The 22,888-nt window shown below is 39.7% G+C and carries 14 protein-coding genes; 5 read left to right on the forward strand and 9 right to left on the reverse strand.

Annotated elements, in window-relative coordinates; genetic code table 11:
• Positions 1-57 precede the first annotated feature (57 nt).
• Together ACWPW6_RS09700 and ACWPW6_RS09705 are read right to left on the reverse strand one after the other, a co-directional pair.
• Positions 58-321: a DUF3811 domain-containing protein gene (locus ACWPW6_RS09700; protein ID WP_154623440.1), complete on the reverse strand. Its 264-nt coding sequence runs from the start codon at positions 319-321 to the stop codon at positions 58-60.
• Between the two features lie 28 nt (positions 322-349).
• A complete protein-coding gene (locus ACWPW6_RS09705; protein WP_249998732.1) occupies positions 350-523 on the reverse strand; it encodes a hypothetical protein in 174 nt (57 codons plus the stop codon).
• 92 nt (positions 524-615) lie between these two features.
• Between ACWPW6_RS09705 and ACWPW6_RS09710 the strand changes: the two genes are divergently transcribed.
• From ACWPW6_RS09710 to ACWPW6_RS09720, 3 genes are all read left to right on the forward strand, one after another.
• Positions 616-1,623 (forward strand): DUF481 domain-containing protein, encoded by a 1,008-nt coding sequence (locus ACWPW6_RS09710; protein WP_249998734.1) that lies wholly within the window; start codon positions 616-618, stop codon positions 1,621-1,623.
• A gap of 289 nt (positions 1,624-1,912) precedes the next feature.
• On the forward strand, positions 1,913-2,932 hold the full coding sequence (locus tag ACWPW6_RS09715) for an efflux RND transporter periplasmic adaptor subunit (RefSeq protein WP_154623438.1): 1,020 nt from the start codon (positions 1,913-1,915) through the stop codon (positions 2,930-2,932).
• Positions 2,929-6,015: an efflux RND transporter permease subunit gene (locus ACWPW6_RS09720; RefSeq protein WP_249998735.1), complete on the forward strand. Its 3,087-nt coding sequence runs from the start codon at positions 2,929-2,931 to the stop codon at positions 6,013-6,015. The genes ACWPW6_RS09715 and ACWPW6_RS09720 overlap by 4 nt, the downstream gene beginning before the upstream one ends.
• A 66-nt stretch (positions 6,016-6,081) precedes the next feature.
• On the opposite strand, the gene ACWPW6_RS09725 is transcribed toward ACWPW6_RS09720, so the two are convergent.
• Genes ACWPW6_RS09725 through ACWPW6_RS09740 form a run of 4 tightly spaced genes read right to left on the reverse strand, consistent with a single transcriptional unit; the run spans position 6,082 to position 16,183 of the window.
• Positions 6,082-7,440, reverse strand: a complete 1,359-nt coding sequence (locus ACWPW6_RS09725) for a hypothetical protein (RefSeq protein ID WP_249998737.1) — start codon at positions 7,438-7,440, stop codon at positions 6,082-6,084.
• 16 nt (positions 7,441-7,456) lie between these two features.
• Entirely contained in the window at positions 7,457-13,693 is a 6,237-nt protein-coding gene (locus ACWPW6_RS09730; RefSeq protein WP_454209659.1) for an AAA domain-containing protein, read from the reverse strand.
• Between the two features lie 18 nt (positions 13,694-13,711).
• Positions 13,712-14,341: a 4Fe-4S single cluster domain-containing protein gene (locus ACWPW6_RS09735; protein WP_249998741.1), complete on the reverse strand. Its 630-nt coding sequence runs from the start codon at positions 14,339-14,341 to the stop codon at positions 13,712-13,714.
• 3 nt (positions 14,342-14,344) lie between these two features.
• On the reverse strand, positions 14,345-16,183 hold the full coding sequence (locus tag ACWPW6_RS09740) for an AAA family ATPase (protein WP_247047093.1): 1,839 nt from the start codon (positions 16,181-16,183) through the stop codon (positions 14,345-14,347).
• Positions 16,184-16,427: 244 nt separating this feature from the next.
• Here ACWPW6_RS09740 and ACWPW6_RS09745 point away from each other — a divergent pair, with 244 nt between their 5' ends.
• Complete coding sequence (locus ACWPW6_RS09745) at positions 16,428-16,850, forward strand: VOC family protein (RefSeq protein ID WP_154622941.1); 423 nt, start codon at positions 16,428-16,430, stop codon at positions 16,848-16,850.
• A 137-nt stretch (positions 16,851-16,987) separates the two neighbouring features.
• On the opposite strand, the gene ACWPW6_RS09750 is transcribed toward ACWPW6_RS09745, so the two are convergent.
• From ACWPW6_RS09750 to alkB, 3 genes are all read right to left on the reverse strand, one after another.
• The gene (locus ACWPW6_RS09750) at positions 16,988-17,452 is read right to left on the reverse strand and encodes a YaiI/YqxD family protein (RefSeq protein WP_154622940.1); all 465 of its coding nucleotides are present in this window, start codon (positions 17,450-17,452) and stop codon (positions 16,988-16,990) included.
• 320 nt (positions 17,453-17,772) lie between these two features.
• Positions 17,773-18,798: a threonine aldolase family protein gene (locus tag ACWPW6_RS09755; RefSeq protein WP_249998743.1), complete on the reverse strand. Its 1,026-nt coding sequence runs from the start codon at positions 18,796-18,798 to the stop codon at positions 17,773-17,775.
• 314 nt (positions 18,799-19,112) lie between these two features.
• The gene (gene alkB, locus ACWPW6_RS09760; protein ID WP_154622938.1) at positions 19,113-19,745 is read right to left on the reverse strand and encodes a DNA oxidative demethylase AlkB; all 633 of its coding nucleotides are present in this window, start codon (positions 19,743-19,745) and stop codon (positions 19,113-19,115) included.
• Between the two features lie 859 nt (positions 19,746-20,604).
• Between alkB and ACWPW6_RS09765 the strand changes: the two genes are divergently transcribed.
• On the forward strand, positions 20,605-22,788 hold the full coding sequence (locus tag ACWPW6_RS09765; protein WP_249998744.1) for a glycoside hydrolase: 2,184 nt from the start codon (positions 20,605-20,607) through the stop codon (positions 22,786-22,788).
• The last annotated feature ends 100 nt before the right edge of the window (positions 22,789-22,888 follow it).

Here is a 22,888-nt window from a genome sequence, read left to right on the forward strand (position 1 = left end):
TCTGCCAGTTTCAAATGAATTAATTGTTATCTATATAGCTCATTGATTAACTATATTTTAACGGAGACCCCTACGGTGGTTATGAGTTGACCAACTGTATGTTTCCTCACTGGCAACTAATTTATCTTTCTTTTTCTGCGCTCTGGCCTTTTTAGCTGCCAATTCAACCTCTTTTGATATTTCAGAGACAATTTCGTTCTTTACCCTACTGTGCTCCGCATTGGTTAATTCACGCCCCAATTTTTTTCTTTCTTGACCTAGCCTTGTACTTACTCTCATGCGTTGAGCATCAGTCATCTCTTGTAGCGTTAACATCTTCATATGTACACCTCAGTCATCGCGTAGGAGTTCATAATATAGCATCCAACGCAATAAACTGAACCTCATTCATATCAATTTCACGCGCTGATATCTTCTTTTCTGAACAAATAATATTCGATGGATAGTTCAACCAAGTAATATTAACTAACCCAATGTTGGCGTCATTAAATAACGCTATATTTGCGTAAATTAAACTCGTCATAACTACAGATTCGTAAAGGATCTTGCCTTATATTTCTATCAATACTAGGGTTAACTAATTGATATATTTAGTACGATATGGGGTTTAGTCTAATGCGGTGTTTTACAGGTTTAATTTTGATTTCAATTACCGCGAATAGCTATGCTGATAATATCTACTTAAAAAATGGTGATTCACTCTCTGGTGATATCAGCCTTATTGATAATAATAAAGCGCTTATTAAGACCAGCTATGCTGGAGAATTAAGAATAAAACTCAACGATATTAAAACATTTAGTATCGATAACCCCGCTGTTGTAAAATCTAATGCTTCCTCTGAGTGGCAGCAAATTGATGCAATACAGGCAGCAGATACAAAACACGTCATATTAATTCATGGTGATCAACAGCAAAAAATGGCTATTAACGACCGCTTAGTTTTGAGTAAGAAAATCGAAGAAAAACACCCAAAACAAACTAAGATAACGGGCGGTGTAAATGCGGGAGCAGCATACAATAAAGGCGCTTCCCGTAGTGAAAAATATTCACTTGATGCAAATATGCAAGTTACCTCCAAAAAATGGCGTCATGGCGTCACAGCAGCCATGATAAGAAATAAAGATAATCATACGGTCAGCACCTATTATTACAATTTAGGTTATGAACTAGACCATTTTATTAATCCTGCTTTCTTTTGGCGTAATTCTGTTAACTATCAGCATGACTGGATTGAAGATATTAAATCGAAAGGTGGCCTAGGAACAGGTCCTGGTTGGCAAGTCTGGAATAATGAAAGAAGCGCCCTTTCCTTTACTGGCCTTATTAGTTACCAACGTATGGCATATCGAGATAACAGTAAAGAAAATTACATGCAAGGAAATCTGGCTTGGGACTTTAATCAAAATCTATTTGCAAAAACTATCAATGTCTATACTAAAGGGCATATCGGCCGAGGATTTAATCACGACGTAAGCTTAGATTTTAATGCGCGTTTAGGAATGATGTACTACCTGACAGATGGATTAAACTTAAATGCGAATATCATTCGAGAAAAAATCAATGCCAATAAAGGTGACTCCAATAATACCAATTACACGATTGGTGTTGGCTATAAATGGTAATACCCCCACTCCAGTTTAGGCTAAGTTCATCCGCCTTTTCAGTGTGACCTCTTCATCTATTTCAAGTTAGAGTGTTCCCTTCAGACTTATCATAAACTCATGATGAATATTTTTTAGATAACCTTAACAGAAGATTAAGGTTTAACTCCGGTTTATGGTAACAAATAATGTCTCTGATTATATTAAGCCCCATATTCACTATCGGCTTTCTTTATTTATGACACGTTTTTTTTATTTTTGTTTTTTTTCCATACTTATCATCATATCGATACCTTCTCGCGCTGAAAATATGCGCCTGAGTGTAACTCAACCACAAAAAATAGAGCACATAGAGGTTATTAGCTTACCCGGTAAATTTATCGCAAAAAATGAAGTTGCCATTGGCTCACCATTACAGCAACAAATGGTCATCGATGTTTTTGTCGAAGAAGGCCAATGGGTAGAGAAAGGACAGCTATTAGCGACGCTAGAATCGCCACTCCAAAATGCGTCAGTCGAGCAATTACAAGCAGAAACAGAAAAGGCGGCAGCTTATATTCAGCAACAGAAAGCATTATCAGAACAATCACAAAAAGAGTTATCTCGATTAAAACCTCTTGCACACAAGGGGGTTATTTCAGCCAATGATTTTGAAAAAGCGAAATCGGAAGCCGTGGCACAACAAGCTATGTTAAATGCCAGTCGTGCTGAACTGCGCCAGCTGCAAGCACAATTATTAAAAGAACAAAGCCAGCAAGAAAAATCAAAAATCATTGCGCCCATTTCTGGTGTTATCAGTGAGCGACATGCAATACGTGGCATGTTAACGGATAATCAGCTGCTTTTTAAAATCATTGAAAATAATGAAATTGAATTTGAAGCATTCGCGCATTCTTCTGAACTGAAACGGCTATCAACCATTGAATCGATAACATTAAAAGCAAATGATAACAACCAATTTATAGGCAAGTTACGCTATTTATCTCCTAAAATAGATGCAATCTCACAGTTAGGAAAAATACGCATATCAATGACAAATGAACGCCCTAATATTCAACTCGGTGAGTCGGGCACGGCGATAATAAATAAAGCGGCAAAACCTATTTTAACCCTACCTTATAGTGCAATTAGAACCATCGATAACGGTGAAAGGATCATTTTTACTGTCGAGAATAATACCGTTAAACAGCAAAAAATCGTCATAGGCCAAGTACAAGGAGGACGTGTCGAAATAGTAAGCCCACTGCCTACTGATATTAATGTCGTTAATAATGCTCAAGCTTTTCTGACCGAAAATGATAAGGTTATACCTGTAAAGGATATCAAATGAGATTGCAGTTATCCTCTTGGGCAATTACTCGCCCTATCCCTACCATTGTTATTTTTTTAGCATTAACAATAGCAGGTATATTTTCATTTATTCATTTACCTGTTACTGCAAATCCTGTTATTAGCTTCCCTATTGTAACGGTAACCGTTACTCAGGATGGTTCCTCGCCCACTGAATTAGAAAATGCAGTGACCAAACAAATTGAACAAGCTGTATCAGGGATACCCGGTATTCGTCATATCTATTCAACGATTACTGAGGGTATTTCGACGACAACCATTGAGTTTGATTTAAATATTGATGCCTATATAGCAACAAATGATATCCGTGAGCAAATAGCACAAATCAGAAGTGATTTGCCCCAAACTATCGATGAGCCATTAATTAATCGGGTTGATGTTGAGGGTGGTGCCATATTGCGTTACGCCATTTCATCGGATACGCAATCTATTGCAGACCTCTCTTGGTTTGTTGACGATACTATCAGCAAACAACTGATCATGATCCCTGGTGTTCAAAAGGTCAACCGTTTAGGGGGAGCCGACAGTATTATTAGAGTGGAACCTGATGCGAATAAATTAGCCGCATTACAACTTTCTATTATCAGCATTAACGAATTACTGCGAAATGTTCACCAAAACTCAGCAGGCGGATCATCAAAATATAATGACCTACAACACACTATTCGAGTTTTAGGTGAGAAAAAAAATATTGATGATATTAAAAATATCCAACTCCCGCTTAGTGACCAGCAATGGGTTAAGCTAGGTGACATCGCTACGATTTATTTAGGGCAAAAAACAACCAAAACAGTCTCACAGTTAGATGGGAAAGATGTGGTTGGTTTTGCCGTTTTTCGTGCTAAAGGATCCAGTGATACAATCGTTGCCGAAGAGGTCAATCGCGCTATTGCAGAACTCACACAAAAACATCCCGATGTTGCCATTGAATTGGTATCTTCAACCGTAAAATATACGGAATCAAGCTACCATTTAACCATCCAAACACTTTTGGAAGGCGCATTCTTAACCATTATTATCGTTTTCTTCTTTTTGAAAAGCTGGCGAGCCACTCTTGTTGCAGCTATCGCCTTACCACTGTCGATTTTACCGACATTTTTTATATTAGCGATTTTTGATTACAGCCTGAACAGTATTACATTATTAGCATTAACACTGGTCATTGGTATTCTAGTCGATGATGCGATAGTTGAGATTGAAAATATCCAAAAATATATTGAACGTGGTGAACGTCCTTACTTAGCGGCATTAAAAGCTTCCGATGCCATTGGATTCGCTATCGTCGCAATAACATTAACTATTGTCGCGGTCTTCTTGCCGGTCAGTTTTATCGGAGGATTTGTTGGTAAATATTTTGTGCCATTTGGAATTACAGTCTCTGCGGCCGTTTTATCTTCATTACTCGTTGCTCGATTAGTCACGCCACTCATGGCCGCTTATCTATTATTACCGACCTCAAAACCTGTTAAAGAAGATAACGTCCCTAAGTGGATCTTAAAATATACACGGTTCTTATTAGTGACATTACGGCATCGTAAACTTGCTTTGTCTTTAGCGTTATTATTTTTAATTGGCTCGGTTTCAACAATTGCCTATTTACCCGCTGGATTTATGCCTGAGGGGGATATTAGTGTTAGCCAAATTGATGTGGAATTACCACCAGGCACACCGGTTGAAGAAACAAATAAAGCGATCAGTCATCTGGCGAAATTACTCGGAGATAGAGAGGAAGTTAAGTCCATTTATACTATTGCGGGTATCAGTGATGATGCCGATGGTATTGCTCAACATAAAGGCCAGCTTATTCTTACTTTAATTGAACCACATGAACGCGCCATGTCTCAAAAGCAATTTGAAAACTCGATTGCTCATTTATTACAACAACGTCCTGACGTACGTTATACCTTTAGTAATAGTGATGGGAATAAAGAATTTTCGCTGACATTCACAGGTACTGACCCTGAAGAATTAGAGGCGGCTATGCACACATTACGCGATAGCATTGCAACAGTGAAAGGGATCAATAATGTGCGCGTTGTCAAACCGCTATTACGTAAAGAATTAATCGTTACGCCCTCGACGGATGATTTAGGTCGTACGGCGGTAAGCGCAGATGAAATTGCAAATACCTTACGTGTTGCAAGTATGGGCGAATCTAATTCCAGAAGTGCTAAATTCAATTTACCGGAAAGACAATTAGCGTTGCAGGTGATACTTCCTGATTACCAAAAAGATGATCTTAATGTTTTAAACAATCTTTATGTTCGAAGTAATACTCAGCTGAGTGTTCCTATCAAATCCGTTACTAATATCGATTTTAGTGATGGCCCTACCCAAATTGACCGTGTGAACCGTTCTCGAAAAATGGTCATTGAAGGAAACTTAGAAGGGTTAACACTCGGTGAAGCATTGGAAAATGTGAAGGCTCTTCCCGAATATAACGCATTACCCTTAAGCATTGAACCGCTTGAAGATGGCGATATCGAATACATGAATGATATGTTTAACCGTTTTAGTACCACTATGCTATTCAGTGTATTATTGGTATTCGCTATTTTAATCATCTTATTTAAAGATTTTATGCAGCCTATTACCATTTTAGCGGCTCTGCCGTTTTCCATCGGTGGTGCAATCATCGCTCTTGTCTTGTACGGTGCAATGATCGACTTACCTGTTATTATCGGTATTTTAATGTTAATGGGCATCGTCACTAAAAACTCAATCTTATTAGTTGAATTTATTTTAGAAAAAGAACGTCGCGGTTTAAGCCGTGAAAACGCGATCATTGAGGCTGGTCAAGAGCGAATTCGCCCTATTATTATGACAACATTCGCTATGATAGGGGGAATGATACCGTTAGTGCTGACTACAGGGGCCGATGCAGGGTTCAGAGCGCCAATGGCGGTCGCCGTGATTGGTGGTTTACTCAGTTCTACCGTTCTCAGTTTACTGTTCGTTCCTGTTATCTATAGCTTTATGGATGATTTGAAAAAGAAAATATTACCGCAATTAGCAAAACTGACTTCTGTCACCGAGGCTGATCGTAATGTCAAACATTGGTAAACGAACATCAAAGTATTAGAGTACGCGAAAAGGGGTAATGCCCTTTTCGCATACAGAAGAGGGTGATTAACGCAACGTTTTTTGATGCGGTAAATGGCTTATAATATTGCGATTTTGTTCATTTTCATCTGTGATTTCAACTACTTTCATCTCACCACTTCCTGCGGGTAATGCCCTATCAATCATTAACTCCGCATCTGATTGCGCAAGAATATCTTGCAGTTGTTGATGCTGGTTACACCAAATAGCATCCACATCGTGATCACGCTGATTATCACGTTGTGAGGAAAAAGCCACCGTGCGAGCCTGAAAACGCGTCTGCTTCCCCCCCAATTCGAGGCCATAGCCCGGAGTTGCGGGGTGGGTAATCACCACTTGCCCATTTTCCAACCATGAAGTCACTGAGTTTTCACGCACTTCGTAGCCTAATTTGCTTAAACCTTCAAGTATGGTTTCCCGTTGCGCACGGATAACAATCGCATTTTCCGCTTGCTCTATGGCCGCTTCTATCTGTTCAATTAACCGCTCAATCTGTGAGATTGGGTTAATTCTTGAAGCTTGATCCGCTTGTTGAAGAAGTGAAGCAAACTCTACATTTTCAAAACTTGCGAGTTCATCTCTCACCTGCGCCAGCCTTTCGATTAATTCAAGGTGTTTTTGATTATCACGTAACTGTTCAGCCATCACCATAATTAAGGAGTCTGCACTCATCTGGCGCTGAGCATTCTCTGGCATTGATTGGAGTTCAGTTAATCTTTCTGTGTGTAATGTCGCCTCTTTTTGACAGCCAAGTACATTTAGTTTCTCAATCATCAAGGCAATTTGTTCACATTGGATTGCAAATGGGCTTTGTGGTCCACCACTTTGCCAAAACAATCTTTTACCTTCTGACTGCGCTTTTAGCTGAGTTAACAGTTCATTTTGCGTTTCTGCTGGTGATTTAGCGGCATTTTCCAGCACTGTCATCGCACGAAAAATAAGCGAGGCCATCTGCTCATCATCTAAAATAGCCTTATTTTGTAACTCTGCAATTAAGGCTATTTCATGAGGTGCTTGCTGCTGAAGCCGCTCGAGTAATTCAGCAAGATTACGTTGGCGATGGTATTGACTACGCGCAGCGATTGCTTGTTCTTCAATGAATTGCTCTCTTATTTGGCGCATTTCACTATTCAAAGTTACCGTAAAACTTGCCATTTCTTGATTAAATGCGTTCAATTCACGGCTGGAAAATTGTGCAATTTTATCGTGCTTTTCTCGTAATTTTTGATATGCCGTTGTGATATGAGTTGTCCTTTCGTTGCGAGTGAGCCGCTTTTCACTTAAAGCTTGCCATTGCTGAAACAACCTATTCATCACTGCCAGTTGTCGTCGACTGCGGATCTCATTCATTTCTCTTACAGAAATACGGTGAACAGATGAACTCATAATGAATTATCCTTTATTAATTTAATGAAGCACGATGAATTGCATCAAGTAATCGTTGTTGCGCCTCTTCTTTTGCATAATACCATTCTGTCAGTGAGACACGATGCCTATGTGGCACAATACGCTCCAACACCCCTGCTCGCCATAGCTCACGTGCTCGAGCACGTTGCAGCAGTGAATGATGTGGCATATCACATTCAACGCCTAGCAAAAATTTTCCTGTTGCTTCATTTTCAATCAGGCAATCAAAATAGAAAACACCAACATGTTCTGGCGGGGCAATTTTCCATCCATGTGAACGAATGAAGCTGACAACAGACTCAACGAATGCATCTGATTGAATTGTAGTTTCTTCTTGTGCTGCCGCGGTATGACACATTCTACTGAGCAATTTATGGTTTTCTTGTTGCATCAATGGATCATTCAGGTTTTTGGCATAGGCTAAGTAGCCTTGTAAATAATCACGAGGAATTTCAGGTTTCCGGTAAGTCGTGAGTAAATCAGAGATCTCATCAATAGGCATTGATGACATGATCACCACTTGTTGACGAGCGCGTGTAATGGCGACATTTAATCGTCGCTCACCACCTGTTTGCCCCAACACCCCAAAATTACGACGAAAAGTTCCCTGAACGTTACGCCCAAAAGTCGTTGAAAATAAGATCACATCACGTTCATCTCCTTGAACGTTTTCCACATTTTTGACAAAAAACGACATGTCTTCATCGTTAGTTTGTCGTTGATTTTCTTCGATATAGGCCTGATGGAACTGCTCATCAAGTTGGACTTTCGCTCGAATATGTTGATTAATCAGTTGAGCTTGTTTTTGATTGAAGGTTACGACCCCTATCGACGGTCTTTCATTAAATGGTCGCTTCCACAGTTCAGTTAAATGGTCAATAACCGCTTTCGCTTCATCTTCATTGCTTTGATTCACATAAGTACCATTAATCGGTAATAGCATTAATGGCTTGATATCATTAATAATTCTCTTGGAGTGCTGAGCAGGAATATTGAGCCTGTTTTCATAAAAGGCATAATTTGAGAAATTGATTAATTCGCGATACACCGAGCGATAATGAATATCAAGGGAATGAATAGGCAATACAGTGCGCGCAAGATGGAGCAGATCTGGACAATCACTAATTTGGCGATAATTCCATTGCTCATCAACCTGTTCTTGCTGCTCTTCATCTTCCTCATCACCATCTTCTTCGACGACTTTTCCACTGAAGAATTTTGATGGTGGCATCTGTTTTTCATCACCACTGACAATAGCTTGCCGACCTCTAAATAAGGTAGGTAAAGCAAATTCAATAGGCATTTGCGATGCCTCATCATAAATAACAGTATCAAACATCGCGGCTTTCAAAGGAAGTATTTGGCTCGCAACATCGGGTGTCATCAACCAAACTGGTCGTAATTGCATTAACCCAAGTTCACATCCTTCACTGACAAACTCTCGTAATCGCCTTGCTCGTGGCCCCGCGAGACGGGTAATCGCTTCCCATTCACGACGAGTGGCTAATAATAAAGAATTTATATTGAGTGTTAGCGCTTGTTTATTATATTGCTGCAACTGCTTCTGTAATTCAGAGAGCTTAGTAATATGCTCAGTAAGCTGAGAATGATTTAAACTCAAAATGGGTGATCGGGTTTCAATTTTGTTTTTAGCAAATACGAAAAAATAGTGTTTCAGCGTATTCGCTAGAGTATCAACCCAGTGTGGCATTTCCTCTTCGCTTATTTGAGGCTGTAATAATGCCAAACACTGCCAATGTGCATTCGTAAAGTGTACCGTTTCAGTTCTAAACAATTGAAACTGAATTAAGTCTGGCAGCGCACGTTGCAATTGTTCAATAATTTGTCTTAATGAACCATCTGCCTCAATCGTTTCTTTAAACTGCTGGAAATGTTCTGTTTTCAGTGTAGGTGCTAGTTGATTAAGTGTTTCAATACTCCTTTGTCGAGCTTCTGCCTTAACGATAGCGGATTCCACTTCACGGCATTGTTGCATAAAGCCATCATGCTGCTGAGTTCTTATGCTATCAAGGAAATGTTCAGGTTGTGGGTATTCAGCCAAAATAGTCGCATTGACTTCAACATGTTTGAGTAATTCAATTAGCCCACTCAGTTTATGTCGCCACTGTTGCCCATATTCTGTTGGCGCTATCGCTAATTGGCCATATATAGGCTGTAATTCTTGATACAATAAGCGCCATTGTTGTTCAACATCGATAGTTTTTAACAGACTCTGTAGTTTACCCTCATCTTTTCCTATGCCACTCGAAGTAATAAACTGGTTTAACTTACTTTTACGTACATAGTAAAAAGGATTGAAAAACTTGAGTAATGAGCCTTGGCGTTTTTCGCTAATAGCGCGAGATAATTCGCTTAAATTGTCGTGATCTAACTGAGTAAACAGTGGAAAATACAAAGGGTCACACGCGGTAGTATCAATCATACATAAACGATCATTCAGTTGCGTTAACTGCTGTATGATCATCGTGCCGACGGTTTGTTTACCATTTTCAGTTAAAAATAGGGTTAACCACTGTGAAAAATGGTGCCATTGTTCCGTCGTCAATGCAGAAAATTGTTTTTGGCATTGACTAAAGGCGGCTCTATGATTGGTTAGCTCGTGAATATTGATTTGGCTTTTACTTACAGCATTCACATTTTCACGCTGTTGTTCATCATCCACCCACTGTGGAAAATAGTGATTAAAACAGTGGTATTGCGAGTCATGTGATAAGAAAGTAGTTAAGCAATTCAACGGGTTATTCTGGTAATTGAGCGATAACCAACGTGGAGCATGGCTTTTCAGATCATGCACAAACTGAATCACGGTATGCCTATCTAATGATGCGAGATAAGGCTGTATTTGATCCTTGTCTAATGAAAAATAATCGGTTTGCTCAGTCAGCAGTAATTCAGATAGTACCTGCTTATAAGAAAGTTTTAGCTGTTCATCCTCGCTAAACATCGCCTGATAATAATCATCAAGTAGGCACTCATGCTGCTTCAGCGTGGCTTGTATTTGTCGACGTTGATGACGCCAATCATCATCATGTAACGCTATGGCTAACCTGCCCCATAACTGTTCAATTTGCTCTCTCACCGCTTGAATAATTTCTCGAGGCTTTTGGTTCTGATTGATCAAAAGTACCCGATCGGTTAATCCATTGGCAACTAAGCGTTTATACACAACGTCCAGCGCTGCCGGTTTTTGGCAAATAACCAGTACGGTTTGTTGGTGCCCTATCGCATCTGCGATTAAGTTCACAATTGTTTGGCTTTTGCCTGTTCCGGGAGGCCCTTCAATTAATAAACCCGTACCTTGTCGAGCCGCTTGTACCACAGACTCTTGAGAAGGGTCAGGTAATGATAAAAAATATTGCTCATCCGTTTTTATCGGGCTGCTCTGTTGAGGTTCTGAATGGTCAAGATTCAGCATAGTGGCAAGCGCCGTTTGTTGAATTGATTGCGATGCGATCAATCTAAGATCACTACTGATCGCCTGACCAATGAATGAGGTATGAAATAGTACGGCTGAACACACAATTTGCGCGCTATTTTCTGGAACTTCCTCCGTAATCGAAGGTAATGGTGTCAGTGCCAATTCTCTTGCTGGCAAGGTGTTGGCGAGTGTTGTCATGACCTCTTCCACACTCAAAGCAGCCAAAGACAGAATTTTATCCAGCACTTTCTGCCATTCACTCATGGCAGGGATCCCAACAAAATTGGCCAACGCTGGATTTAAGCGTACGGCCGCTCTCTCATTATCAAAAGCTAATTGTATTGGACCTCGTTGTAATTCCGTCGATTGGATGGATACTGGCCATAAAAATAAAGGCGCAATCCTAGGTTTAATTTGATTAGGCTGTGTATTCAGCAATAAAAATGGAAAACCCAAGTACATTCCATTAATACCAGTATCTCTCTGGTACAACTGAGTATCTGACTGTAACGTCCATAAACGATTGTTCACACCTTTGCGCTGTAACAGAAGATCACCGTCTACCGTGATAGGACGACTTTTCCGATTGATCAGATGCTCAAGGAGTTTATCTGCACCCGAGGTAGAACTTGCGCATTCAACTAAATCAACGCGACCCGCGTTTGCGGTTAAGCGCATACGGACTAGATTACCCCGTTGAGTGACAGACACTAATCTTTTCGAAAAAAAGTTTAAAACTTCAAGAATATATTTCTGCGATTCGGGCACTTGCCACTGCTCTTTTGGGATAGCGAGCATGACTAGAATTTGTGGTAATGGTAAGCGGCGCGTCAGTAAAAAAGTGTCTACCCACTGGTCTATCACAAGAATACCAATACGCTTAAAACCCGCTAACCGGTCGACTAATTGTTGAAATAATTCAGCGCGTGGTAATGTTAATTGTTGTTTAGCAATAGTCTCATCAAAATCACTTATATCCTGTTGTTGAGCTAATCGTGCCGCCTCATTGGTTATCGTTTCCAATGAGATAAATTGCCCAATATCGGCACTTAGCAACAGGATATAATCATCCTCTTGCAGCTTCTGCTTCCCAATCAATACTTTTAAGCTATCGTTATGAGTATCCGAAAACTGTTGGTGAAAAATATCCCAACGTGCAGCTAACTGACTGGCGGACGTTATCAACAGATAAAGTTTTAAACTTTCCTCATTTAAAGGAATTTTTTGTTGCTCCGCACGCTGTCGAATACGGCATTGACGGTAATAAAGTTGAGCTAGCCAATGTTGTTCGTCAATACGTTGGATTTCATCAGTCAACGGTTCACTAATGAATTGATAACCTAATGCGGGATGCGTCAATAACCAAGCTGGAGTGATGATTTCTCCTTGATAAACAAAAGGAATATTAGGATTCAGGATCCGTAGTGCTAAAGTCAGTTTAAGGTTATCTTCCAGCTCGGAATGACCCACTAAACGTTGTAACTGACTAAGCACGTTCCCCATATCAGCAAATTTTGCTAACCAAGAAGTTATTTCCCCTCGTGTTAACATCGCAACGGCATCATCCCAATGCGTCGCCTCAGCAGCCATCATGGCCAATTCATTAGGATGTTTAAATTGATGTCCCGCAAACTGTAAGCTATGCGATACGAAATCACGATGAGCAGGTGTTGTTTCAAGCGCTTGTACCGGACGACCTTGTAGCCAAGCAGAAACTTGCGGCCACTGCCAACGCAAAAAACGATCCCTATTTAATAAGCCTCGCAATAATAATTGAGTGTTAGGATCCAAATCATCGGGTAGCTCTACACCATTGGTCATAATTTGAATCAAAAAAGCGTTATCATGAATATGCTCAAAACACTGACCTCGCGTAAGTTGTTCAAGCAAAATCATGCCTAAGCTCCACCAGTCAGAAGCTGCACAAACTCCACCAGCAAGCGTTTCAGGCGCGGTATAGCGTGAGATATCTAACGGTGAAACAATATCAAGGTCAAACTCAGATAAGCTAGCCGAGCCATATTCGATCACTACGATATCTAATGGTTCACGACTACGGATCAGTAAGTTAGAAGGTCTCAACGCCCGATGACGCAAGCCATGTTCAGCGAATGTCGCTAGCGCTTGCCCCATCTCCTCGACCAATCGTGGAATTTCATCTGGTCGCCAAAACTCACCTCGCTGAATAAATTGACTGAGCGATCCCCCCGTTAATGTTTCTGTTACATGCCAAGCTCGATTTTCCCAACGCCCTGTTTCATAAAAAACTGGGATATGTTCGACAGGAATAACGTTTAATACCTGATAGATAGCAAGATCAGGCTCTTCGCCCTTTTGATAGAGTGTGAGCACACCTACTTGGCCGGTTATTTTATTTGTGACAGCGTAACGTTCTCGTTCACTATCGACATCATTAATTCGCTGCTGTAAACACCAATTACCTATCATTCGTTCAGCCAAAATCACGGGCTGATTAATATCGCTCTGTTGATCTTCAGCAATATCCGCACCACATTGGAAGCAAATGAGCTCACCCTCTTCCATTGGATGGCCGTTGGTGCAAACACTATTTTTTATTGGCGGAGTGTCATGAGCTAAGTCAATACCTTGATTATCTTTAGCCGTGTCAATTGAAATAACCTTGTCTTGGTTCGGAGCTTCCCAGTCCTCATCATGAATAGGTTCAAGAGTCAGATCCCAGCCACAAGTTTGATTGTTTATATCTCCTTCACAAAAAATCTCGGTTAATGGACGTTTTGTGTGGCAGTGTGGACAAAAGCGTATCATGGTCATCCGTTATTCCAATTTAGGTTATTTCTTTAGTTGTTTTAGGGGCTGCTCTTGTTGCTCAAGTAATGTTCGTAAACGCAACATATCATGGCGCTGTGGGATGCCTGTTAAAAAGATACGCCCTGTCTGATCAAGTGCTAAATCAAGTATTTTATCATTTTCGGTTAACGCTCTGTCGTATTGAGCAAATCGCGCATCGCCAAGGGGGGTGAGCCGGTGTAATTGCTGATTATCACTTCCTCTAAGAGCTTGCGTTTGTGGCGCATTCTCTTGGTAAGGGCCACTCATCAGCGCATCAATCAATCCATCCATTTCTAAAACCTGCTGCTTGATTTGCTCCCATTCATAACCGCTATAAACGAAAATATCTCCCTGGAAGTGCTGTCGTAACGCTTTCAGCAACTGCTGCAACGCTTTTGGTTGTTCGAAAGGTTCACCACCGGAAATGGTGATACCATCCGCAAAAGGAAACCATTGACTAAGTTGTGCAATCAGCTCACTGATCTCAATTGCATTATCACGTTGATGCCAAGTATCGGGCGATAAACATCCTTTACAGTGCAAAGAACAACCTTGTACCCACAAACCAATTCTCTGGCCAGGTCCTAAGGTTGTAACAGGAAAATGTAGGCGTGAAAGACTGATTTTCATGCTTTAACTGACCTGCGGCTGTAATGTGATATGTGTCAGCTCGCCAATTTCAATATCTGTTATTTGATAATTTACTCCAGCAGTCAATTCACTATCAAATATGGCCCGTGATAATGGATTAATTAAATAAGCCTCTAATTGATTGCGAATTCCCCTTCCACCATTTGACAAATCAGACAAACAACGTTTTTTTAGGCCTTCTTTCGCTTGTGGAGAAATGGAGATATTCAACGCTTGTTTATCTAGTCCGGAAAGAATATTACTGACCATTTGCTCAAATATCTGCTCGGCGACATCAGGACGAATAAAATCGAATACAATGATATTTTCACCAATTCGGTTGAGCAATTCAGGTCGATTAAGCACCAATTTAAAATGACGCTCAATTTCATTTTTGACATTACGCGTGACGGTTTCAAATGGCTCATGCGGCTGTACATTCGCGACTCTTTCACCATTATCATCTAAACGGTAAATACCAAGATTTGAGGTAAAAATAATGAGTGATTCAGAAAAATAAACGCGATCGCCACGTCCCGAAGTTAATACACCGTCATCAATAATTTGGAGGAATTTATCCATCAAACGTGGGTGTGCTTTTTCAATTTCATCGAATAACACAACGCTAAAAGGCTTTTCTCTAATGGCATTCGTTAACTCACCGCCAGAATCATAGCCAACATAGCCTGGAGGTGCTCCTATTAGGCGCTGATCTGCATGTTCAGCACTAAATTCCGACATATCAAAGCGGATGTACGCATTTTCATCACCAAATAGCAGCTGAGTGACAGTTTTTGCAAGCTCAGTTTTACCAACTCCCGTAGGTCCTGCAAGAAAGACAACACCACGTGGGCGACCACCTTTGTGATTAGCAACCCCCGTCATAGCCCGTTTAATGATATCCAATAAGTGAGTGATCGCGTGTTGCTGCCCTTTCACTCGGCGTTGAATAACCTGTGGTGCATTATGTATTTTTTGCTTATCAATTTTTTTCCATGGATCTTCAGTTATCCCAACTTTATACCGTCGTACTGCATCGCTGATACGAGAGACCTCGACCAATTCAATACGGGCTAGTTGAATAATTGCTGTAAGGTCAAGCAACAATAACCCTTCTGTTTCATCAATAAAATCATTGATGACACGCTCTTTTTCTGAATCAACAAGTTGCCCAAAACCTTGCAGTGAAGCCAATAATGTTGGTGCCAATTGGCGTCTTACTAAACTATCCGGTTTGGCAACAGAAATCGCCCGTATCCGTGGATTATTAACGAGAAACCAATCCGGTAAATCAGTTTCCTTTTCCACAATCCAAAACAACGTATTGAAGAAGGGCTGATTTTTCTCTCCAGCAGGCCGAGCTTTCGCTTGATGGGAAACAACCAGTGCACGCGTAAATAGGCTATGTTCAGCAGGGGTTAAATTGGCATGATGCGAAATCAGGCATGACGCAAAATCAATACATAATGCGATCGGCTGTTCCTGATAATTTATCCATTTTTCTAACACTTGATTAAGAAGGTCAATACCTCCGGCCGCACGCCCTCCTGACGCTGTTAACCCTAATTGCTGCATTAACACGTCTCCTTCTTGTGCTTGGCGAGAAGGATGCGTTACCCACTGAAATCCCATAAGGGGGGTATAAGTAATAACATGCGCATAGCCTGCATCAAAAAGACCATTAAAAAGAGCCTGATTAAAAGGTAATGGCGTAACTATATTAGGGGCAATTTCACTGGCTTGCAGGTCACGCACATTACCAAATAGTACGAATTGACTTTTTAAGGGAATAAATCGTAGTAAATCACGCAACCAACGAGGTTTTTGAAAAACAGGCTCCATGTTATTCCTTACATTCTTGTTAGATATTTTTTTAAAGTTTACCGTAAATATCAATGAATAGCGTATTTATATTAATGAGATTTTCAATTATCTGAACATTCTCATACGGCAATAAAAACAGCCTAGGACCCTTTATACTTTATTGGTAAATATTAGAACAAAATAGACTCAGAAATGACTCGATATTTTATAAAATTACTTATATTTTTTAACCTATAGAATGTCCAAAATGGCAGTAAAAATAATGAAATTAACACAGTTATGGCGTAAACAGCCATCAAGTGAACACTTAACGACCCCTCGAGTGATGGCCCGTGTTTTTGTCGCACCAGGGGAACTAGAAGACAGCATCACTTTTTATGAACAATTGCAAAAAGTCACCATGGATGGCTTCTTTCCGTTCCCTGAACATCAATTACGTCTCGCGATGGTCGGTGCTTTTCTTATTATTGAAGGCCCCGATGAAAAATTAGTGCCCTTTACGAGCACGCATACCACTTTATTAGTGGATGATGTACAACCTTATTACGATAAGCTTATCCAATCAGGAGCAAAAATTATTTTTCCACTCCAAAACGTTCCCACAGGGAAAGCTTTTAATGCCATTCATCCTGACGGAACCGTGATTGAATATGTTCATCATAGGCCAAATCATAAAGGCCAGTAGAAATAAAAAATAATAAGAGATCTCACTGATAGATGTGTTTTTAGAAGTCGCGGATAAGTATTCACTCATTTAACATATAGACTATGTCATCTTAAATCGATTTTGTTAAGATGACACACATTGGTAGGATAATGAATCTATTGAGTTGCTAGCTGCTTTCTGCGGTGTAGTAACCATTTATCTAACTCATTAGCAAACTGTTGACGGTCACGCTGATTTAAACTAGCAGGCCCTCCTGTTTGTACGCCACTCGCCCGCATTGTATCCATAAAATCCCTGATAGTTAAACGCTCACGAATGGTTGCTTCACTATAACGCTCACCTCTAGGATTCAGTGCTATAGCGCCTTTTTCCATCACTTCAGCAGCTAAAGGAATATCCGCAGTCACGACTAAATCACCCTGCTGTGCACGGCGTACTATTTCATTATCTGCCACATCAAAACCAGCAGCGACTTGTAACGTACGTAAAAAAGCAGAAGGAGGAACGGTTAGTCGTTGATTAGCAACAAACGTTACCTGAACCTTTTCGCGATCAGCTGCACGGTATAATACTTCTTTGATCACCTTTGGACAGGCATCTGCATCTACCCAAATAAACATAACATTATCCTGTAATCACAATATCAAAGCCTATATTACCAACTTCCTTAGATAAGAGGCATTGCTATTTCAATCGCATACCTAATTTTCTAAATGTTCGAGAAAAAAGATCCTTTCCCAAAGGAAAATCAGTTCAATACCCCAACGAAAAATGGAATTGTGAATGTTTACTCGAGAGAAACTGACCTATTAATATACAAACAAGGGGCTTTAAAGACGCAATTCACCACCGCATTGAAGTGTCCCCGATAATATCAAACATTATCGGAGCCACTTCCCCTATACAATGTCATCCAGTCACTTTATTCTGCATCTTTAGCTTAAATAAGTGACTTAAATGTGGTAATGAACTTGTCGACATCTTGCTGTGTTGTTGACCAAGATGTACATAAACGTAAACAACTTTGGCCATGTTCAGGTTCACAAATTTTGCGCAATACATAATGAGTCATCAGCTTCTCAGCTAATTCATTGGGTAGAATCACAAAAATTTGATTAGACTCTGGTGGCGCTAGGAACCCAAACCCTTTTTCTTCAAAAAGTTTCACTAACTGAGCCGCTTTATTATTCACATAAGCACCTAGCTGGAAAAATAAATCATCGGTAAATAATGCATCAAATTGAGCAGCTAACAACCAACCTTTAGCCTGTAAAGCCCCTTTTTGTTTTAACGAATAACGAAAATCTGATTTTAGTGTGGGGTTTAAAATAACCAATACTTCTGCTGCAAATGCGCCTATTTTTGTCCCGCCAATGTAAAACATGTCCGTTAATTGGGCGATATCTTCAATCGTTAAATCACTGTTGCTGGACATCAATCCAGAGGCTAAACGTGCGCCATCCATAAACAGTAATAGTCCATGTTTATCACATTCAGTGCGAAGTGCTTGAAGCTCTTGCTTACGATAAACTGTTCCAATTTCAGTTGAATTACTGATATAAACTAATTTAGGTTGAACCGCATGCTCATCATTGTGTTCTGCCAACACCGCCTGAATATGCTGAGGTTCAAGCTTACCTGACTCTGAGCGAACAGTAATCACCTTATGGCCGGTCGCTTCAATAGCGCCAGTCTCATGAGTTGCAATATGTCCAGACTCTACGGCAATTACGGCTTGATGTGGACGTAATGCATGCGAAATTGCGGTTAAGTTGGTAATGGTCCCACCATTAAAAAAATGTATATCCGCATCAGGACATCCGATTCTCAACTTAATCTTATCTGCTATTTGTTGAGTATATTGATCAGTACCATAGCCATCAAAACGCTTTCCAACTAAGTTATTCAGCGTATTCATGACTGACGGATGTGCTATTTCATTATAATCATTTTGAAAACTGTACATTATTATTCCCAGTGTTATTTTTGTTAGTATTTTTTGAGTCACTATTTATATTCTGATAATGGGCTATCTTCAATAGTCTACGTTGCATACCTGTTTTAAATACTGTTTAACCTTTATTGGGTAGTTTTTTAAATTATGACAACATAAATTTATGCATAAAATGATGGCGTATAATTTACCTAATAATATTAAGGGTATTTTTCTGTTTATTTACCTCCAATGAACAACAGGCTGCTACAGTTGAAGGAATTAACCATCTGTATTGAAATATCACCAACCTATACATGATGGAAAAATAATCTATTAACTCATTTTTACTGGCAGCGGCGAAAAGTGATATTAATACGATATTCGCCTAAAACAGGGTGACTCCCCGCTTTGATACTACGTACACCATGGTAATTTAATCGCGACTTTCCCCCCCAAACGACAACGTCACCATGTTCCAATAATAATGCTTTTTTGGGCGCCTCTCGGGTTTTACCGCCAAAATCAAATATTGCAGGTAGTCCTAAGGAGAAAGAAACAATGGGCTGCGAAAAATCAGTTTCATCTTTATCTTGATGCAAAGATAACTTTGCCCCAATAGAATAACGATTGATTAAGCAAGCATCCGGTAAAAAATTAGGGAAACCGGCCATCTCAGCGGCTTCTTGAGCCAAAGTCATAAAAATAGCGGGCATAGTTGGCCAAGCTTCTTTTGTGACAGGGTCACTCATTTGATAACGGTAACCTTGTCCATCAGTGACCCATCCCCATGGACCACAATTTGTCATAGCAACTGACATACTATGCCCCCCAGGTGTCACCATAAAACGAAAAGGCGATTGTTCTACGACCTGATTTAATGCCAACAATAGCGCCTCACCATTTCCTAATAAAAAGCCTTTTAATAAAAAAGCATCCTCGGCAATGGGTAGTGTGTTTTCTTCATTAGAAAATAGCATATTGGCCCCAGGTTAAATTAGAATGAGTCGTAAATTCTTGAGCGAAATACGACAATATTCGAGGTGACTTTACTGGCTAAAAAATAACACTTGATTACTTTTTAGTCTCTCCAAATATTATCCCTACATATCTAATTGAAATCTAAATCACTCATCGCTTTTTCTTAAATAACTTTATGGCGCGAATCACTAGCTCTACTGCAACTTTAATTCATGTTCCGAATGTCAGTGAAAGATTGGCTTAGTTCCAAAACGCTTTTTCGAATACCATTACAGAATATTTACCTGAGTTTGATTTCATTTTATTACATCTAGATGATTTTTCTATCGAAACAGTGCAAACGGATAGCAAAATCAGCGCAGGCAAAAAGGACTCTCTTATATTGACATGTCAGCAATTTTACACAAGCGATAGCACATTTTTCAGCCTTAGGTGCCCCTCTTTATCGTGGTCCTATGGATATTGCTCAAAGTCTGAAGATGTGTCAAGTTGCCGACCCCTTGCTAATTTGATTGGATGATAAGAAAAATAGAAAACAAATCATAAAGGGATGATCTGCTTTCTATTTTTCTACCGATGGAACAGCAATGAGTACGACTTTGATGGATCAATTATGCCACGGGCACACATTTGCCGCGATAATCCCGAATATTACGCCTAATATTAATAGAACACATTAACATTTTATGTAACAGTAATTATTCAACGAAAAATAGTTTTGTAGAAAAGTATATTTTGTTTAATACGATTAATTCGAACTTTAACCCATCATTAAATCTGTTTTTGTTTTTTTTATGTGCAGGTTAAGATTTTATTTACCACAGTACCAATATATTATAAACACGGGTTTCTTACTGCATGAAAAAATACCATTGTAAACTCGCCATAACGCTATTATTTATTAGTTCAATTTCTCATGGTTTAACACTCAAAAATAATGATTTTTCTATTACTATAGAACCTGAAACGCTAAAAATCGCCCATGAAAATGAAGTTATTAATAAGGGAATTCAACAGCGTACAACCCAAAAAATCAAAGCAACTGACGATAAAGCCAGTTGGTATTGGCCAGACAGGCAAATGAACGTTTCTGCTAGACTTGAAGGTCAGCAACTTCGTTTACGTTTTACAACTAGTCAAGTTCAAACATTTTTTTGGTATCAATCACCTAAGGACATCTCTGCATTATATATGCCACTGGGTGAAGGTAGCCATATTCCAACTAACAATATTATATGGCAACAATATTTATTAAAGGAACAAAATGGTATTGATACCAATTATGACCTAAAACTTCCTTTATGGAGCCAACAACAAAATCGAGTATATAGCTGGCTATTAATAAATCCATTTAATAATAAAATTAATTTTTCAACACAATCTAAACAACTACACATGTCTTCTGGTCATATTTTCGACCACTTTAATCTTGAGCAACCTTTTGACGTTATTCTTTCGGTTGGTAACTCTCCTATTGATGGAGCGCTTGCGTATCGGCAATATTTAGAATCCATCGGTGAAATAAAAACACTACGAGAAAAATTTACCTATATACATGATGGTTATAAATTAATTGGTGCTACCCATATTTATGTTTGGGGTAAAGGATTACTTGATCAACAGGATATTAAAGATTGGCAAGGGCTAAGCCAATATTTGCAATCTTCGAGCGGCAAACGTATTTGGCAAGCTCTTGAAAAGGATGCACAAATCGCCTTCAAAAAAATCACACTTGCTCCCCCAGAAGAATGGCAGCGGCCTTATTTAACCAATGCCTTAAACAATGCTTTTAAACGCATTATTCCTAATTCTAAAGCCCCTTACGATGCGGAGTTTTTACAACATCAGCAAATGCAAGCTCAAAAAATTAAACGTTTCGCTGCTCTGCAATTAGGTCCATGGTTAACCGCTAGTCAAAATTGGGGACAAGGGTTATCCATTCCTCTAATTAACCAGCTAAATATTAGAGGATTAGATAGAATTTGGTTAGGTGTTGATAATTGGGTTGTCACCTTTTATCAGCCTCAAGCCGTCGATCAGGCATTAGAACTAGGTTATTTAATCGGCAGTTATGACTCCTATGACACAGGGATCCCTGCTGGAGTGAATGACCAATGGCTTACCGCTCAGATTCCCTCCGAGTTACGTAAAAAATGTGCCATTGTGCAAAAAAATGGCCAAAAACTACCGGGGTTTGGAGGTCAAGGCTATTACCTTAATCCAGGCTGTATGCTGAATTACTCAAAAAATAGAATCAAAAATATCCTTGAATTATCACACACTAATAGCCTATTCCTAGATGTTGATGGTACTGCGATGGTGACGAATGACTATCATCCAGAGAATAGAACGAGCGCACAACAAATGGCTCAGGCACGTAATACACGTCTAGAATGGATTGAAAAAAACCTTAGGATCCCTCTCGGGTCTGAAGATGGTAATGCCTTAACAGCCAAACATTTAATGTTTGCTCATGGAATGGAAACTTGGGGATTTGGTTGGGGAGATCAGAGCATCCATAAAGATAAAAATTCGCCTTACTATTTAGGTGCATGGTGGCCTGAAAATGAGCCCGCTACATTCTTCAAAAAAGCAAAATTAAAACAACCTTATTTAACGGTTGAATTTGATCCTCGCTGGCGGCTCCCGCTATATCAAGCTGTATTTCATGATACTATCATTAGCACTCATCACTGGACTTTCGATAATCTGAAATTCCCAGAGGTACAAACAACTCGGGAACTACTCAGCCAATTATATAATACAGCACCTCTATATAATTTAAGTCGTAATACAATCCAAAAACGGCTCCCTGACATACTCAGGTCAAATGAAGTTTATCGTCCATTTCACGAGGTTTTATGGGACAAAAAGATGGTGGGCTTCCAATGGCTCGATAATGAAGGATGGGTACAAAAGACAACTTTTAGTGATGGAACCGTCATTATGGCCAATTTTTCTAAACAAGCCTTTAACGATTTACCCCCTCAATCCTTGAAAGCCATTTTGGCAAGCGGAAGAGTTATTCAACAAAGCTACTGACATTCGCGCCACCAGCAGTAAACAAACTAAAGGGCAAAGCGTCCGGATACGACTTGCCCTTTTCTTATATTATAAATTTATAGTTATTTTTATTAATTAG

Source organism: Providencia sp. Marseille-Q8014, assembly GCF_965112055.1.

Bases quoted from the DNA above. Each gene is read 5' to 3' on its own strand.
- ACWPW6_RS09700 (WP_154623440.1), bottom strand. From the start codon at position 321: ATGAAGATGTTAACGCTACAAGAGATGACTGATGCTCAACGCATGAGA.
- ACWPW6_RS09705 (WP_249998732.1), bottom strand. From the start codon at position 523: ATGACGAGTTTAATTTACGCAAATATAGCGTTATTTAATGACGCCAAC.
- ACWPW6_RS09710 (WP_249998734.1), top strand. From the start codon at position 616: ATGCGGTGTTTTACAGGTTTAATTTTGATTTCAATTACCGCGAATAGC.
- ACWPW6_RS09715 (WP_154623438.1), top strand. From the start codon at position 1,913: ATGCGCCTGAGTGTAACTCAACCACAAAAAATAGAGCACATAGAGGTT.
- ACWPW6_RS09720 (WP_249998735.1), top strand. From the start codon at position 2,929: ATGAGATTGCAGTTATCCTCTTGGGCAATTACTCGCCCTATCCCTACC.
- ACWPW6_RS09725 (WP_249998737.1), bottom strand. From the start codon at position 7,440: ATGAGTTCATCTGTTCACCGTATTTCTGTAAGAGAAATGAATGAGATC.
- ACWPW6_RS09730 (WP_454209659.1), bottom strand. From the start codon at position 13,693: ATGACCATGATACGCTTTTGTCCACACTGCCACACAAAACGTCCATTA.
- ACWPW6_RS09735 (WP_249998741.1), bottom strand. From the start codon at position 14,341: ATGAAAATCAGTCTTTCACGCCTACATTTTCCTGTTACAACCTTAGGA.
- ACWPW6_RS09740 (WP_247047093.1), bottom strand. From the start codon at position 16,183: ATGGAGCCTGTTTTTCAAAAACCTCGTTGGTTGCGTGATTTACTACGA.
- ACWPW6_RS09745 (WP_154622941.1), top strand. From the start codon at position 16,428: ATGAAATTAACACAGTTATGGCGTAAACAGCCATCAAGTGAACACTTA.
- ACWPW6_RS09750 (WP_154622940.1), bottom strand. From the start codon at position 17,452: ATGTTTATTTGGGTAGATGCAGATGCCTGTCCAAAGGTGATCAAAGAA.
- ACWPW6_RS09755 (WP_249998743.1), bottom strand. From the start codon at position 18,798: ATGTACAGTTTTCAAAATGATTATAATGAAATAGCACATCCGTCAGTC.
- alkB (WP_154622938.1), bottom strand. From the start codon at position 19,745: ATGCTATTTTCTAATGAAGAAAACACACTACCCATTGCCGAGGATGCT.
- ACWPW6_RS09765 (WP_249998744.1), top strand. From the start codon at position 20,605: ATGAAAAAATACCATTGTAAACTCGCCATAACGCTATTATTTATTAGT.